Source organism: Bradyrhizobium sp. Ai1a-2 (genome assembly GCF_000426245.1).
Lineage (GTDB): Bacteria > Pseudomonadota > Alphaproteobacteria > Rhizobiales > Xanthobacteraceae > Bradyrhizobium.
The window spans coordinates 25,161-41,182 of record NZ_AUEZ01000055.1 but is presented as its reverse complement, the minus strand read 5'-3'; the positions used below and the strand labels follow the sequence as shown (position 1 = coordinate 41,182).

At 62.6% G+C, this 16,022-nt stretch carries 15 protein-coding genes; 5 read left to right on the top strand and 10 right to left on the bottom strand.

All coding sequences use genetic code 11. The annotated features are described in order from the left end of the window. The first annotated feature begins 6 nt into the window (after window positions 1-6). Window positions 7-168 carry a hypothetical protein gene (locus K288_RS53730; RefSeq protein ID WP_160169017.1) on the top strand — a complete coding sequence of 54 codons (162 nt, stop codon included), beginning with the start codon at window positions 7-9 and terminating at the stop codon, window positions 166-168. On the opposite strand, the gene K288_RS0129200 is transcribed toward K288_RS53730, so the two are convergent. The 6 genes from K288_RS0129200 to K288_RS0129170 form a co-directional block, all read right to left on the bottom strand. After that, window positions 163-1,104, bottom strand: coding sequence for a PDR/VanB family oxidoreductase (locus K288_RS0129200; RefSeq protein WP_027582747.1), 942 nt, complete (start codon window positions 1,102-1,104; stop codon window positions 163-165). The genes K288_RS53730 and K288_RS0129200 overlap by 6 nt on opposite strands. Beyond that, window positions 1,101-1,685 (bottom strand): MOSC domain-containing protein, encoded by a 585-nt coding sequence (locus K288_RS0129195; protein WP_084799774.1) that lies wholly within the window; start codon window positions 1,683-1,685, stop codon window positions 1,101-1,103. Before K288_RS0129195 ends, K288_RS0129200 begins: the two co-directional genes overlap by 4 nt. A 3-nt stretch (window positions 1,686-1,688) precedes the next feature. Next, entirely contained in the window at window positions 1,689-2,078 is a 390-nt protein-coding gene (locus tag K288_RS0129190) for a RidA family protein (protein WP_027582745.1), read from the bottom strand. Window positions 2,079-2,115: 37 nt separating this feature from the next. Beyond that, window positions 2,116-2,736, bottom strand: coding sequence for a DJ-1/PfpI family protein (locus K288_RS0129185; protein WP_027582744.1), 621 nt, complete (start codon window positions 2,734-2,736; stop codon window positions 2,116-2,118). A gap of 13 nt (window positions 2,737-2,749) precedes the next feature. Continuing rightward, on the bottom strand, window positions 2,750-4,054 hold the full coding sequence (locus K288_RS0129180; protein WP_027582743.1) for an MFS transporter: 1,305 nt from the start codon (window positions 4,052-4,054) through the stop codon (window positions 2,750-2,752). A gap of 324 nt (window positions 4,055-4,378) precedes the next feature. After that, window positions 4,379-4,969 (bottom strand): XRE family transcriptional regulator, encoded by a 591-nt coding sequence (locus K288_RS0129170; RefSeq protein ID WP_027582741.1) that lies wholly within the window; start codon window positions 4,967-4,969, stop codon window positions 4,379-4,381. Window positions 4,970-5,215: 246 nt separating this feature from the next. On the opposite strand from K288_RS0129170, the gene K288_RS52720 reads away from it, so the two are divergent. Then, the gene (locus tag K288_RS52720; protein WP_152535731.1) at window positions 5,216-5,509 is read left to right on the top strand and encodes a hypothetical protein; all 294 of its coding nucleotides are present in this window, start codon (window positions 5,216-5,218) and stop codon (window positions 5,507-5,509) included. A 127-nt stretch (window positions 5,510-5,636) separates the two neighbouring features. Here the strand turns inward: K288_RS52720 and K288_RS0129160 are convergent, their stop codons facing one another. Then, the gene (locus K288_RS0129160) at window positions 5,637-7,616 is read right to left on the bottom strand and encodes a hypothetical protein (RefSeq protein WP_027582739.1); all 1,980 of its coding nucleotides are present in this window, start codon (window positions 7,614-7,616) and stop codon (window positions 5,637-5,639) included. Window positions 7,617-8,196: 580 nt separating this feature from the next. Here K288_RS0129160 and K288_RS0129155 point away from each other — a divergent pair. After that, a complete protein-coding gene (locus K288_RS0129155; protein ID WP_027582738.1) occupies window positions 8,197-9,378 on the top strand; it encodes a cytochrome P450 in 1,182 nt (393 codons plus the stop codon). Window positions 9,379-9,467: 89 nt separating this feature from the next. Here the strand turns inward: K288_RS0129155 and K288_RS0129150 are convergent, their stop codons facing one another. Beyond that, entirely contained in the window at window positions 9,468-10,025 is a 558-nt protein-coding gene (locus K288_RS0129150; protein ID WP_027582737.1) for an HNH endonuclease, read from the bottom strand. Window positions 10,026-10,218: 193 nt separating this feature from the next. On the opposite strand from K288_RS0129150, the gene K288_RS0129145 reads away from it, so the two are divergent. Both K288_RS0129145 and K288_RS0129140 read left to right on the top strand, forming a co-directional pair. After that, window positions 10,219-11,979, top strand: coding sequence for a chloride channel protein (locus tag K288_RS0129145; RefSeq protein WP_027582736.1), 1,761 nt, complete (start codon window positions 10,219-10,221; stop codon window positions 11,977-11,979). Window positions 11,980-12,210: 231 nt separating this feature from the next. Next, window positions 12,211-13,002, top strand: coding sequence for a hypothetical protein (locus K288_RS0129140; RefSeq protein ID WP_027582735.1), 792 nt, complete (start codon window positions 12,211-12,213; stop codon window positions 13,000-13,002). Window positions 13,003-13,062: 60 nt separating this feature from the next. Here the strand turns inward: K288_RS0129140 and K288_RS0129135 are convergent, their stop codons facing one another. Further along, window positions 13,063-14,040, bottom strand: coding sequence for a peptidyl-alpha-hydroxyglycine alpha-amidating lyase family protein (locus K288_RS0129135; protein WP_027582734.1), 978 nt, complete (start codon window positions 14,038-14,040; stop codon window positions 13,063-13,065). A 67-nt stretch (window positions 14,041-14,107) separates the two neighbouring features. After that, window positions 14,108-15,895 carry an NAD(P)/FAD-dependent oxidoreductase gene (locus tag K288_RS0129130; RefSeq protein WP_027582733.1) on the bottom strand — a complete coding sequence of 596 codons (1,788 nt, stop codon included), beginning with the start codon at window positions 15,893-15,895 and terminating at the stop codon, window positions 14,108-14,110. Between the last annotated feature and the right edge of the window lie 127 nt (window positions 15,896-16,022).

Here is a 16,022-nt window from a genome sequence, read left to right as displayed (position 1 = left end):
CCAGCGGTGGCTGAGACGAAAAAAGCGCGGCACGATCATAGCGGCGACCGTCAAGGCGGCATGGTTGAAGCCACAAAGGCGGCCGCCGGCGAGGATGAGGTTGCGAAAGCTGCGCTGGCAGTCACGATGGGAAAAATGCGCGATTCGCAACGAGGGCCATTACTATAGCTCCAATGTCACGCTCACCCGAGCGCGCGAGACGCACAGCATCAGCCGGTCCTGCCGCTTCGACGTCGGCAACACCTTGTCGCGATGCAGGACAATGCCGTCGCGATAGCCGCATTCGCAAGAGCCGCAGACGCCCATCTCGCAGGACGACGGCAGCGGGAAATCATGCTCGCGCAGCACGTCGAGCAACGACTTGTCCGCTGGCACCAGAATCCGCTGCCCGGTGGATGCCACGGTGGCCTCGAACGGCTCGGGCTTGAAGTTCTCGTCCACTGTCATCTGGAAATGTTCGCAGTGAATCTGCTCCTCGGACCATTCCGACAGCGACGACTGCACAGCATCAAGCAGCCGCTGCGGCCCACAGATGTAGACATGGGTGCTGGGACTGTGCGGGCCGATCACCGCCGGATCGAACCGTTCGCCTCGTTTCGAGAACCAGCACTGCAGGTCATCGCCGCAGACCTGCGCCACTTCAGCGAGCAGTGGCGCCTCGGACGGCGACCTCGCACAATAGTGCAGCGTAAACGCCTTGCCCCGCCGCTTCAGGCTGCGCGCCATCGCGAGCAGCGGCGTGATGCCGATCCCGCCCGCGATCAGGACATAGCGCACGCCGTCCGACGTGAGAGGAAGATTGTTGCGCGGCGCCGAGACGTGGACCTCGCAGCCCTCCCTCAGCGTCTGGTGCGCCCACACCGAGCCGCCACGGCCGTTTGCCTCGCGTTTGATGGCGATTTCGTAGCGCGCGGTGTCGGCCGGATCGCCGCACAGCGAGTATTGCCGCACGCGCCCGTCGGGCAGGCGGATGTCCACATGGGCACCCGCGCTCCATTCGGGCAGAACAGGCCGCAGGGGATGAACGAGCTTCAGATGAATAACGTCCGGTGTCGAGTAGCTCAGCTTCTCGACACGCAGCTTCATGATCAAGCGTGCTGTCATGGGCTCAACAACTCGATTTCGTCGCCCCGGCGAATGATGCCGCCGCGTTCGATGCCGCAGTTTAGTCCGGAGCGATTGTAGAGCGGGAGGAACACCGGCAGACCCAAGAGTTCTTCCAGGTACTTGCACGGAAAGTTCAGCCGCCCACCGCGCAGGATCACGTCGCCGACGCGAAAGCGCCGCCCGACGAGATGGTTCAGCGGCACGCCCTTCACCGTCAGGTTGCGGCGGTGGTCGCGCGGCTCCAGCGTGATCGGTCCCTGCTGCAAGGGGGGATCGTTGCGGGAGAGCGCATCCAGCGCTTCCTGCTCGATCAGCGTGACCTCGCGCACATCGGGCTTCGGCGAATAGGTGCCGAGACCGTTATAGTAACGGTCGCCGACGATCCCCCGCCCGACCACGCATTCGGCCTCGGCAAGTTCCTCCATCTCGTAGCTGGCGCTTGGCGCGATGTGGATGTGCAGCAGGACGCCGCACCACTGCGTGGCGCCGCCGTCTTTGGTGACGGCGACTGAGCCTGCGGGATGCGCGAACGCCTCGATCATCTTCGGCGGCGGCCGCCTTGGCGAGTGCACGTTCATGGCTTATCCCTTCGTGCGTAGCGCAACGGCTTCGACTTCCACCAGCGCATCCTTCGGTAGCCGCGCGACCTCGATGGTCGAGCGGGCCGGCGGCGCATTGCTGAAGAACTCGGCGTAGATCCCGTTCATCACGGCGAAGTCGTCCATGTTCTTCAGGAACACGGTGGTCTTGACGACGCTCTCGAAGGATGCGCCGCCTGCTTCCAGCACCGCGGACAAATTGGCCAGCGACTGGCGCGTCTGCTGTTCGATGCCTTCCGGAATCGTCCCGCTTGCGGGATCGATCGGAAGCTGCCCGGACGCAAACACGAACTGCTCGGTGCGCACGGCCTGCGAGTACGGACCCGCAGCGGGCGCGGCCTTGTCGGTGCTGACGAGGAATTTGGTAGTCATGTGGTCTTCTTTCTTTTTCTGACGTTCGAGTCGGGGGCTATCCCGCGAGAAATTCCTCGCGGTTCATGTTGGCTTTGCGTGCGCGCTGATATTCGATGATGCGCGCGGTTTCGCTGGCGACGCCCTCACCCAGCATGCGCTGGATGATGTGGAGCGTGGTGTCGATGCAGAGCGACACGCCTCCACCCGTCACGACCGCACCGCTGTCGACGATGGGGGCCTCCTGCGCGTCGATCTGCGGATACGCACTACGCATCCGCGCGAGCGGCGACACTTCCGGCGGCGCGACCGCGCGTTTCGTGGTGGCGGCGATGCCGTCGAGCACGCCGCTGGCCGCGAGGATCATGCCGCCCGTACACACGGACGCGACCTGCGTCGAGGCATGGACGCGCCTGACATAGTCGAGTGTTGTCTCCGACGCGGCCTGCTGCTCCCATCCCGGACCGCCAGTCACGATGACGACATCGCATACCGGCGCATCGTCGATGCCGTACTGCGCGATGACATCGAGACCGTTGGACAGGCTGACGATCCCTGCCTTCGGCGCAATGGTGCAGATGCGGATGCCAGGAGCGATCCGGCGTGCCATGGACAGCACGCCGAAGGTTGCGAGATCAATCGGCTCGACACCGTCATATATGAAGATTCCAAACAGCATGAGCTTTTCCGCTTCAGCCGATAATCTCATCCTTGGTTTCCCGCGCGGCAAAGGCCGCCCACAGCGTCAGGATGGCGATGCCGATCATCATCACCGAGACGCCCGTGGTGCCGCCGAAGTAACCGACCAGCGCTGTCGCGATGATCGGCGAGAATCCGCCGCCGATGGCGGCTGCCGCCTGGAATCCGAACGATGCGCCACTGTAGCGAACGCGCGGCCCGAACAGTTCGGGGAAATAGCTGGATTCCAGTCCGAACATCATGCCGTGCCCGAAATTCATGGCGATGATGATGGCCAGGGTCACCATGGCGACGCTCTTGGTTTCCAGCATCCAGAACAGCGGGAACGCGAAGGCGATGGTGAACAGTGCGCCCAGGATGAAGAACACGCGGCGACCGATCCTGTCCGACAGCCAGCCGAACAGAGGCAGCGTGATCAGTTCGAACAGCGCGGCATACATCACCGCATCGAGCATCATCTGCTTGGGCAGCGCCAGCGTCGCCGTGGCGTACACCACCACGAACACCGTGAGCATATAGACCCAGGACACCTCGGACAGCTTCAGGCCGACGGCGATAAGGAACGTCTTGAAGTTCTTGCCGACGGCCTCGCCGAACGGATTCTTCGAGAACGAGTCGGTGGCCTTCATCTTCTCGAAGACCGGTGTCTCTGGAACCCGTGAGCGGATGAACGTACCGAGCGCGAGCAGAACGGCGCTGGCCAGGAACGGAATGCGCCAGCCCCACGCCTGGAAGTCGGCCTCGGGAAGTTTCGTCGCCAGCGCAAACACCAGTGTCGCCAGCACCAGGCCGATAGGAAAACCGATCTGCACGAAGCTGCCGTAGAAGCCGCGCTTGTCGGCGGGCGAATGCTCGATGACCATCAGCGAGGCGCCGCCCCACTCGCCGCCAAGGCCGATGCCTTGAATGACACGCAGCAGGATCAGGAGGATGGGTGCGAGCACGCCGATGGAGGCGTAGTTCGGCAGTAGCCCGATGCAGAACGTGCTCAGGCCCATGATGAACATCGTCAGCACCAGCATCGACTTGCGTCCCATCCGGTCGCCGAAATGGCCGAACAGCGCGCCGCCGAGCGGGCGCGCCACGAAGCCGACGGCGTAAGTGCCGAGCGCGGCAAGCGTTCCGGTCAGCGGATCAATGGTCGGAAAGAACGCCTTGTTGAAAACGAGCGCCGCAGCGGTCGCATAGATCAGGAAGTCATACCACTCGATGATGGTTCCGACGCTGCTCGCAATCACGATCGATCGCATCTTGGAGCCAGCCGTTCGGGTGTCAGACATGGTCGCAGCAATGCTCATTTCCAACTCCTCATAAAAGCCCCGAGGAACACATTTCCCCTTTATGAGAGACTTTTCTCAAAGAGTGGATGCAAGCGGTGTGCCGGAATTCCCCCGCTGAAAACGCTGGGCTTTTTCGCAAGCTCGAATGCCTTGATGAATTTGAAAGCTGCGGACGCACAAAGGAGCCTGCAAATTGGCCGCTGCAGGCAATTGTGCAAAGGTGCCTGCGACAGCGCGCCGACGCCCATCAATTGACCGAACTGACTGAAAAAGCGGCTCTGGCCGCGGCACAGCCGCGGCGGATCAAGGTGCGAATAGAAGATTAATTTCCACTATAGTGGATTACGATCGTGCCTTCGCAGTGTCGATCACAAGGAAATACTCGCACGGCGTCTTGCCGAGATTGAGGAACGAATGGTCGGCATCCGCCTGGAAATACAGCGAATCCCCCTGATTGAGATTGACGCGCTGATCGCCGATCGAGACCCGCATCCGTCCGCGCAGCACGAAGATGTATTCCTCCACGCCCCGGCGATGAGCCACGAAGTTTCCGGTTTCCGCTTCCGGCGGCAGCGTGTTGAGCACCCAGTCGATCCCGCGTCCGGGAAGCACGGGAGAAATACACCGCCGCAGGAAGCCGGATTCCTCGTCCCTCAGGATCGGCTGGCGGGCGGCCGGGATATGAACGATCTCGCGTTCGACTGCCGGCGCCATCAGTTGCGAGAACGTGACGCCCAGCGCTTCCGCCAGCTTGGACAGGATCACCGTCGAGGGAACCGTCTCGCAGCGCTCGATCTTGGAGATCATGGAGCGGCTGACACCGGACGCCTCGGCGAGCTGTTCGAGCGAGAAGTTGTTCTTCTTCCGGAAATGACGAATCTCTTCGGCGAGAACCGAAAGCTGAGAACTGTCAGTAGGATCTAGAGCGCTCAAACCGGTAAGTCCTTCTTGATGCGCGCTACTCTTAACGGATTCAGAGCGGAAAGGGCAATCTGGAGGTTGTGCGGTTAACCTCTCCGGCCTTTAGGATGCCGCCAGGGCTGACCGGTACAGTCTTTTATGGACCGGCGGCCAAAGTGATTGCAGACTGGTCCAACGCAGCGGCCACGACATCTCGGCAGACGTTCATGAAAGACCGACGCAATCCTGTGCGTTGTCATCCCCACGAGGAGCAGTCAAATGAAGGCCAAGTTAGCCCTCACAGCATTGGTGCTTTCGCTTGCCCCGGCTTGCGGCGCACAGGCATCCACGTTTGCTCATTGGTGTGAGCAGGCTGCGAAACAGCGGATGCTGACGCCCTCGGCGTATCGCCGGGTCAATCTCGTCGAATGGCAGCAGCCGATCTACTTCGCCCCCTATTGGCCTCCGCGGCAGCCCAGCCGCCTTGAGGCGTTCGTAGAGTATGACATTCACAACAGGTTCGGCGTTCCGCTGCGGACCATGGCCAAGTGCGTCTATGGTCGGGATTATTGAAGGTGGGAAACGTGACGCTGTTTTGCGTGCTTTGACACTGTCATGAGTCCCGGCACGACATGTGCTCGGACTCATGAAGCTGTCAAATCAGCCAAGAAGCCTTCTTCGGCTTAGGGACTACCGCGATTCAGGTGTGCGTCGGCCAGTGCCTCTCGCGGAACCAGGTGCGGTACTCCGACGACATCTTCGTGCGCTGCGCCTGCGGTGCATGCCGCTTGCACGTGGAAGCCTCCTCGCTGTTGTCAGGCGCGCCCCACCTCACCTCGACGCAGTCGTTCGGGTTATAGGCCATCTCGAAGCTCGCGGCCCGGTCGAGGACCTCCTTGAGCGACAGCGTCCACTGCGAGCCATCGCTGCGGGTGTAGGATATTTTTCGCGAGGCGAGTTCGGACGCAAGCACCCCTTGCAGCTCGCTTTTCACGTCCGCGATGCTCCTGCCGTTCGGCATTGCATAGCGCGCGCCCCGCCGCACGACGCGATCAGGATAACCCCGCACGACGTCCATCGCGATCAACAGGCGGAAATCGCGCGCCGGTGTGGAGTAATCCTCCCAGGCTCCCGACGTCTCGAAGATCGAGGGGCCGTTGGGCATGGCCACGTCGCCAGCCTGCTTCTCCTGATACTTTCGTCCGTTTTCGACCGAGGTCACACGCGTCTTCACCTGCTCGTTCAGACTTGCGATGGCGTCCGTCATCGCTTTCACGGGATCGAGAGGGTCGGGCGACATCACGTCATCCATGCGATCGTAAAAATCCTCGGCACTCATCTTTGACTGATCGAGTGAAAAGTCGGCGTACTGCGGATTGCTGGTGATTTCGGCGTTGGCCAACCGCCGCAGCGAACCGCCTTTGTCGCGCACGACCGGCCGGAAGTGCTTGAAGCCCGGGCTGCCGAGCGCAGGATCGTGCACGAACAGGAAATTACCGCGCCAGAAGCGCTTTCGCGTGATCGACCCGTCCGGCTCGGCATCGACGGCGAGGAAGACGCCCGGCTTGCCGTCCATCTCCGGCACGCGATGAACGAGCATCAACACGTGTCCATAGGGGTCAGCGTACACCGTGCCGGGGCGGAGCGTATCTTGCGCCAGCGGAACGGTGTAGAAATCGGTGTTTTCGTCGCTCGCGGCGACCCGCACGGCGCCCGTATGCACGACGTCGCCGACGTCCCGCAGATATTCGCTGAACGTTGTCGGTGGCTTTGGCTGCGGCTTCTGCGGAGCCGCTGCCGGCGCCGGTGTCCCGGCCGACGGGGGCCGGCCGAACATGTTCAGGATCCCCGGCGTTTGCCCAGGCAACGTGGCGTCGGCGATGGTCGCCGGCGCGATCTCCTGTTCGGGCGGCGCCGGCGGACGTGTCATCTCCGGATGCTCCATGTCGAACCACTGGTAGCATTTGGGCGCCCTGCCGCCGGCGCCGCGCGAGCAGTTGGAATAGCCGAACGGCAGCCCGATCTTGTAGGCAAAATAGGCGCGCAGGAAGTACACGAAGTCGGCGCAGTCGGGGCGAAGGCCGGTCTTCACATTGTCTTCGCCGCGACCAAGATAGTTGAACAGGAAATTGCGCGACCGGTCGCGCAGGACTTCATGCCAGGCTTTCCAGGACAGATCCTGATCGACAGGCGCGTCGAACAGTTTCTCGATCCACGCCGAGAACAAGGTTTCCGTTTCGTGATTCCAGCTGTTGCGCACCTTCCAGAAGCGGCCGGCGGGAATAGCCACAGGGGCCGGCTTGCGTGCGCTCACGGGGATATCGTGAGTGATCGTGCTGCAATCCGCCGTCGGGTGGTCGAGAGCGAGCGTGGCATGCCACGTCCCCGCCGCCGGCACGGCGACCTCGGCGAACCAGGAGTACGGCGCACCGCCGTGCCGATCGGACGATTTGGCCGCGACGCTTCCATCGGGCGCGACCAGCGACATCACGCCCTCGAGCGGCTTTTCACTGACGATCATGACGCGCAGCGGCTCCCCCTTCCAGGGAGCGAGCGGCGAGGGCAAGACCGAGACCTCAGCCATCTCCCCGCACGGGCCCGCCGCCGCGTGGACCGGCGAATTCATTGTTGCGAAAATGAACGCAGCTGTTGCGGCAGCAAACCGGCTGGCGAGATGCATTTTGACAACCTTTCTGGAGGAAGCCGGAACCGCACTCGGCCCTGCTGATCCCACCCCGGACGTCCACGGCTCGCCCGCTGCTACCTTCACGTGCCGTCGCTGTCCCGGCTGAGGTCAGTTGCCACCCCAAGCCGGCGAAACTCGCAAGGCAGAAGCCAAGCATGCGAATAACCGAGGCCACGATTGTCAGGCGAAACGCCGTAGATATGGCGAAAACCGGCGCAGCGCGATTTTGTGATTTGGCTGTTGCCGCGCTGCCACGGAGAGGTCAGTGATGCTGACCTAGGCAGAGCGTCCCTTTCCCCGCGTTGCAATCATCGCAAGGACGCTCTCCCGTTGTCGTGGCGCGGATGTAACGCTGGCTTTGTGCGGTTGTTTTCAAGCGTAGCCAATTGGAGTGACGCCACTACTTTCGTAATGCGAATTCACGTGGCCAGGTGGAGTCGATCCTCTAGCGTTGAGCTTCAAGGTTGCGGTGAAGAGGCGTGGGACCGGGCGATCCATAGCCGCGCTCTTGCCAAGCACTTCGCCAGTGCCCGCTATCGGGGATTTGGCCGAACCAGCGAGTGAGATCATGGACATGCCCGAGCGCGCCCAGGTTGTCGATTGGGCAAGCGACTTCGATCATCTTCATCCACGCTGGGCTGACGATCCCTATTCGATCTGGCGCGGGTTGCGGGACACATGCCCGGTTGCTCATACCAATCGTTTCGCAGGCGTCTACTTTCCGCTGCGCTATGAAGACATCCGCGCCGTGGCCTACGATACCAAGCACTTTTCGTCGCGTCGTGTCGTCATTCGCGAGGGTAGGCCGGACAGTGTGCTCCCGCCTATCACGTCCGATCCGCCCTTGCATCGCGACCATCGCAAGATATTGCTGCCGTCATTCACGCCGGAGGCGGTTGCGGCGCTTGAGCCGAGAACGCGCTCAATCTGCAGTGATACGTTGCACCGCCTGTCTGGAAGAACCGAGTGCGATATCGCTGTGGATTACGCGCAGGAGATCCCGACGCGAGTGATAGCGTTTATGCTTGGTCTCCCCGAGCAGCAGGGCGACACGTTCCGACGGTGGATCCACGAGATTACACTTGGCTTTGCCGACCCCGAGATCGGTCGTCGCGTCGGTTCCGAGATGAACGCCTTTTTCGCCGAGCACGTGGCCAACCGCCGAGATACGCCGAGGGCTGACATGGTTGGGCAGCTGATCGAAACCCGGCTGAACGGGCAACCATTGAGCGATGAGCACATTCTCGGTACGTTACGTCTCCTTCTGGTTGCCGGGATCAATACGACCTGGAGTATGATTGGCGCCAGCTTGTGGCATCTGGCCATCCACGAGGACGATCGAGAGCGCCTCGTCGCCGAACCGCAGCTCATTCCAACGGCGATCGAGGAGTTTCTTCGGGCTTATTCGCCCGCCGTGGTTGGCCGCGTCATCGATAAGGAGACGGCCATCGGAGGCTGTCCGGTCAAGGCGGGCGAAATGGTCATGCTCGCTTACGGCGCCGCCGATCGTGATCCGGCGGTGTTCGCCGACCCGGATCAGGTCATCATCGATCGTGCCGAGAACCGCCATGCAGCGTTCGGCCTCGGCATCCATCGTTGCATCGGCGCCAATTTGGCGCGCATGGAAATCCGTGTCGCCATCGAGGAATGGCTCAGGACATTCCCTGATTTCACGCTGACACCGGGAGCGGTCGTGAAATGGTCGCCAGGCTCCGTTCGAGGGCCGCTGCAGATCCCGGTCACAATGCGACTCTGACGGATTGAGAGACGGAGACACGGCGGACGCTCTTATGCGTCCTGTGGCACTCTTGTGAGTCCCGGCGCAGCGGCACTCCCGACAATCCCTTACGGATCCAGCTCGGTGTCCCAGTACAGGTAGTCGAGCCAGCTGTCGTGCAAATAGTTTGGCGGAAACAGGCGGCCGTTGCGGTGGAGCTGATGCACAGTCGGTGCGAACGGCGTCTGCTTCGGAAACATCTTGGCCTGCTGCGGCGTCAGGTTGCCCTTCCTGAGGTTACAAGGCGAGCAGGCCGCGACCACGTTCTCCCAGGTGGTCTGGCCGCCTTTGCTGCGCGGGATGATGTGGTCGAAGGTGAGATCGTCAGGCGAATTGCAATATTGGCAGGCGAAACGATCGCGCAGGAAAACGTTGAAACGCGTGAAGGCAGGATGCGTGGTCGGCTTGACGAAGGACTTCAGCGAGACGACGCTTGGGAGCTGGATTTCGAAGGAGGGGCTGCGTACCGCCCGGTCGTAATATTCAACGATATTTACGCGGTCGAGGAACACTGCCTTGATCGCGTCCTGCCACGACCATAGCGACAGGGGGTAATAACTCAGCGGCCGAAAGTCCGCGTTCAGGACCAGTACCGGCCAACCGCCTTGCGAGACATGTGCGTTCAAGTAACGCTCCTGGCCTCCATATCGCTGCGAAGCAGCATGTACTGACATACTACATGCAGCGTGACGGGATTGTGAAGAGCGTTGAGCCGTTTATCGTATTCCACGCTGCCATGATCCCGCCGTGATTGCCACCTGTCTGCAAGGCCCGTAAACGAGGCCGCAGATATATCCTCCTGCGTCGGCGGCCTCCGCAATGCTCACCAAGTCCCGCTATCTCGAGGCACCACGTCGGCTGCGCGCCTTCGTCCGCGCGCATGAAACGAGCCTGGTGTTCCTGGCGGCGCTGACCGGAACCATCGGCGGGCTGGTGGTCGCGGCCATGAGCGGCGTGGTCTCGGTCCTGCATGTGGCGCTGTTCGACCTGCCGTTCGGCGAGCGGCTCTCCAGCCAGATCAGCCTCGATCCGCTGCGCGCCGTGCTGGTTCCGAGCCTGGGCGGGCTGCTCCTCGGCCTCGCCTTCCTGGCGCTGGCGCGCTGGCGGCCGGGGCGCGAGATCGACCCGATCGAGGCCAATGCCCTTTATGGCGGGCGGATGTCGTTCCGCGGCAGCGTGATCGTCGCGTTGCAGACGATCTGGTCTTCTGGCGTCGGCGCCTCGGTCGGGCTCGAGGCGGGCTATACGCAGCTCTCCAGCGGCATCGCAGCTTCGCTCGGCCGCGCCTTCCACCTGCGCCGCATCGATCAGCGCATCATGGTCGGCTGCGGAGCGGCGGCGGCGATCGCCGGTGCCTTCGGCGCGCCGCTGGCCGGCGCCTTCTATGCTTTCGAACTTGTGATCGGCGGCTATACGCCCGCGAGCCTCGCGCCGGTCGGGGTTGCCGCCGTCGCCGGCTATTTTGTCGCACATTCCTTCAGCGTGCTGACGCTGGGGATCGGCGTCGATACCGTCGGCGATGTGCTTGGCCGCGACCTCGCCATCGCCGCGCTGCTCGGCGTGCTGGCGGCGCTGTTCGGCATCGCAATCATGCGCGGCGTCACGCTGTGCGAAACGCTGCTCGGAAAGACCGGGCTCTGGCCGCCGCTGCGCACAGCGTTTGGCGGTTTCGCGGTCGGGCTGATGGCGCTGCTGACGCCGCAGGTGATGTCCTCGGGGCATGGCGCGCTGCATCTCGGCGGCATCGTGTCGATGCCGTTCGCCTTCATGGCCGGCGTGCTGATCCTGAAAGCGATGGCCTCGATCGTCTCGCTCGGCAGCGGGTTTCGCGGCGGCCTGTTCTTCGCCGCGCTGTTCATGGGCGCGCTGGGCGGCCGGCTGTTCGCCGCCGGTTGCGACATGCTGTGGCCCGGCCTTAACCTCGATCCCGACGTCTATGCGGTGATCGGCATGAGTGCGTTGTCGGCGTCGGTGATCGGCGGACCGCTGACGATGTCGTTTATCGCGCTGGAATCGACCGGCAATCTCTGGCTCACCACGGCGGTGCTGGTTTCTGTCATCATCTCCACCATGATCACCCGGGAACTGTTCGGCTATTCATTCGCGACCTGGCGCTTGCATCTGCGCGGCGAGACCATCCGCAGCGCCGCCGATGTCGGCTGGATCCGCGACCTCACGGTGGACAAATTGATGCGCCGGGATATGACGACAGTGAATGCGGACATGCCGATCGTGCAGTTCCGCAAGCAATTCCCGCTCGGCTCCAAGACGCAGGTGGTCGCGGTCGATAGCGACGGGCGTTACGCCGGGCTGGCCATGATCGCGGAAGCGCATGCGCCCGATGTCGACATGCACAACGGCCTCGCCGGCATCCTGCGCCACAGCGACGTGGTGCTGCATCCGTCCATGAACATCCAGGAAGCGATTGCGGTATTCGATGCAGCGGAAGCGGAATCGCTCGCCGTGGTCGAGGAGGGCGAGGAGCGCTGTCCGATCGGCCTCCTCACCGAAGCGCACGCGATGCGGCGTTATGCCGAGGAATCCGAGCAGCGCCGGCGCGAGGTGATCGGCGAGGTCTGATCGCGGCAGCACGAGCATGGTCCGGAAAAAATTGGAGACGATGCCCGTTCGGGGAAGCTCGCTGTCCTGCGTCGCTTGATTCCACCCTGCGTCCCGCTATACGTTCACGGCATGATGTTCATGTCCACATTCTTCCCGCTGATCTGAACGACCCAAGTCGTTCCGGCGCACCCGCGCCGATATCAGATCAAAACGGCTCCGCCGACGCGGTGGCCGAACGGAGAATGTGTAATGCAGAACACCGATTGCATCGGCCTGACCCCTCATCAAGTCCAGGCCTTCATCACCGACGGTTTCGTCAAAATCGAAAATGCCTTCAGCGCCGACCTTGCAAGGCAATGCAGGGACGAGCTGTGGGCGGATATTGGTCTGTCGCCGGATGAACCCCGGAACTGGATTCAACCAGTCGTTCGGGTGGGGCACAAGGCTTCACCCCCCTTCATTGAAGCCGCCAACACGCCATCTCTGCACAGGGCCTACGATCAACTCGTCGGTGAGGATCGCTGGCTTGCGCCCAAAGCGCTCGGGACCTTCCCGATCCGCTTTCCCTCACCAGAACCCCCCGGTGATGATGGCTGGCATGTGGACATGAGTTTTGACGATCACGATCCGGATTTCATGGAGTGGCGTGCCAACGTCAAGAGCAGCGGACGGGCATTGCTAATGCTGTTCCTGTTCTCGGATGTTGGTCCCGACGATGCGCCGACCAGGATCCGGAAAGCTTCGCATGCCACCATTGCGCGGGAGTTGCTGCCCTGTGGCGAAGCTGGTGTGACGCTCAGGCAGCTTTCTGCCCACGGCTACGCCTCCACGGAAGATTGCGAAGTTGAACTGGCGACTGGCGCGGCAGGCACGGTCTATCTGTGCCATCCGTTCCTGGTTCATGCCGCGCAACCTCACCGAGGCGAACGTCCACGCTTCATGGCACAACCGCCGCTGCTGCCGAGGCGTGAGTTTGATCCGGCCTTGCCGCCGTCGCCGGTTCAGGTCGCCATCCGTCAGGCTTGTGGGTTAACGTTCTAATCAGCTAATCAGACAACACCCGGGATCGCCAGACGGTCCCGGGTACTCAAGTCGTCACGTCTAGGCGGAAGGAATCTTCTCCAGCTTCTGCAAGCAGCGCGCCACCCTTACCTCGGCCGGCATCTCGGCATCGGGAAAGCTGGTCTTCCAGTCGGTGACGCCGACCTCGCCGACATAGATGTCGCCCCTGGAATCGAGCGCGATGCCGTGCGGCGCCAGGAACTTGCCGGTCTCGATACCGGGACCGTTTTCGCCGCCGAGCCGCGCGATGCGGTTGCCCTTGGCATCGACGATGCTCAACCGGGGCCCGAGATTTGGCACCTTGCGGTTGACCGCCATGCCCGGACCGAGTTCGCCGATCACGAAATTCGGCTGCCGGCCGCCGCAACAGCAGAGCGCGCAGGGACGGTGCAGGTTGTTCCACTGCGTCTCATATTTGCCGTTGCCGTCAAACACCTGCACACGATGGTTCTCGCGGTCGGCGACATAGACAAAGCCATCCGCATCGGTTGCGATGTTGTGAACGATGTTGAACTGCCCGGGATCGGTGCCGGGCTCGCCCCAGCTCTGCATCAGCTTGCCGTCAGGCGTGAATTTGTGGACACGGGCGTTGCCGTAGCCGTCGGAGACATAGATATCGCCCTTCGGCGACAGCGCGGTGTGAGTGCAGCGGTTGAACGGCTCCCCGCTCATGAACGCCGCGGGCTTGCTAGGGATGCCGATCGTCAGCAGCACCTTGCCCTCGGCCGAGCATTTGCGCACGGTGTGGTCGCCGTCGTCGGTGCAATAGAGATTGTCGTCGGCATCGATATGCAGGCCGTGGGCGCGGGAGAACAGGCCTTCGCCCCAGCTGCGCAGGAAATTGCCCTCGCGGTCGAACACGATCATCGGGTGCCTGCCGCGGTTGAAGACATAGATCCGGTCCTTGCTGTCGACCGCGACGGAAGCGACGTCGGTGAGCTGCCAGCCGTCGGGCAGCCTGGCCCAGTTCTGCACCACACGGTAGCGATGCTCGCCGGAGCCGAGAATGGTCGACATGTGATTTCCTCTCCCCAAGGTCGCCGTCATTCCGGGGCGCGAAGCGAACCTGGAATGACGGTGCAAGCTATACGAACGCCGCCCGCGGCCCGACGTCGCGCGGCAGCAGGCCTTCTTCGATCGCCTTGATCTGCAGCGCCAGGTGCTTTGAGCCGATCCGGCATTGCGCCAGCCCGCCGGCGATCAGCCAGAGGCCCGCCTGGTGCGTGCGGGTGTACATGTTCCGGAGCTCCTGCTCCTCGCCGAAGCCCCAGATGGTGCCGACGCGATCGGCGACATCGGCGCCGAACAGCTTCTTCACCAACTCCTCCTGTCGCTTGTAGCCGGTCGCGAGCACCACGAGATCGGCGGCAAGCTGTTCGCCTTTCTTCATCCTGGCGCCGTTGGCTTCGAACGTCTCGATGTCGGAAAACTGTTTCAGCGCGATCTCGCCCTTCACGATCAGGTCGGAGCAGCCGACGTTGAAATAATAACCGCCGCCGCGGGTCAGATATTTGAACTGCCAGCCGGTATTGTCCTCGCCGTAGTCGAGCTTGAAGCCGACGCGCGTCAGGCCCTCGAGCAGGTCCTTGTCGAGCGCTTTTGATTTCTCCGTCACCATCGCGTGGCTTTTGCGCCCCAGCTTGAGCGGCATCGACATCGTGATCAGGTCGTTGTCGTCGAGCGTCCCGTCATTATAGGGCGCGTAAACGAGCTGCGCCGACGGCTCGATGCTGACCACCAGCGTCGGGCTGCGCTGCACCAGCGTCACATTGGCGCCGCTGGAATAGAGGTCCTGGGCGATGTCGTGGCCGCTATTGCCGGTGCCGATGACGATGGCGCGCTTGCCCTTCCAGTTCTCTCCGTCGTCATAGCGGCTGGAATGCATGACCTTACCGGAAAAATCCGTCAGGCCGGGAATATCAGGCACGTTCGGAATGCCGCTGACGCCGGTCGCGAGCACCACATGGCGCGGATGCATCTCGCGCCTCGAGCCATCGGCGCAACGCAGCGTCACCGTCCAGCGGCCTTCATTCTCGTTGTAGTGGCCGCCCTCGAACTCGGTTTTGGTCCAGAAGTTCAGCTCCATGGCATCGACATAGGCTTCGAACCAGTTGGCGAGCTTGTCCTTCGGGATATAAGTCGGCCAGTTCGGCGGGAAGTGCATATAGGGCAGGTGGTTGACCTGCACCTGGTTGTGCAAGGTCAGCGCGTGATAGCGCTTGCGCCAGTTGTCACCGATGCGCTCCTCGCGATCTACGATCAGCGTATCGACCTGCAACTGCTTCAGCCGTGCGGCGATGCAGAGCCCGCTCTGGCCGCCGCCGACGACGAGCACGGTCGGATCGTGGTCGGCATAGTCGGTCGACGCCTTGCGGAGGTCGAGCCAGTTCGGGCCGCGGAAGTCGCGCGAATAGGCATTGCCTCGCGGGCGGTTGACGCCGAGCTGCTCCTCAAAACCCTTGAGCTCGCCGAGCTCGGTCAGCAGCGTCCACGCCTTCAGCGTATTGCCGTCGGTCGCATCGGGGATCAGGCGGACGATGCCGCTGCCGCGTCCATCCGCGGTCTCGAACTTGAACATCGCCTCGATCGCATTGGTGCCGGCCCGCATCACCTTGCGCGGCGAGCGGCGGTCGGGATCGATCGCCAGGCGGCGTGGCCCCGCACGGTCCGCATGCCGCTTCAACTCGGCAATGATGGCGTCCGCGCCGTCGATGGTTTGGATGTTCCAGCTCAGCGCCAGTATGTCGCGCCAGGAACTATCGGGGAGAAAAAGGAAATTGAGCGCGCCGTCGCCGGGTTTGCGAAGTGCGTCCTCGAATCGCGCGAGCCAAGTGTCGGCGGCCACCGAGATGTCGTCGGTCTTGTCGAGCATGAGCGTTTCCCATCACGGCCGTCTCCGCGGCGTGTTCCATCGCAGCCTATACCTATTTGGCAGGCCGCAGAAAGGCCGTGACGGGATGTCGGCTATTCGCTGAGATCGTGGTTCGATTGAATTCAAT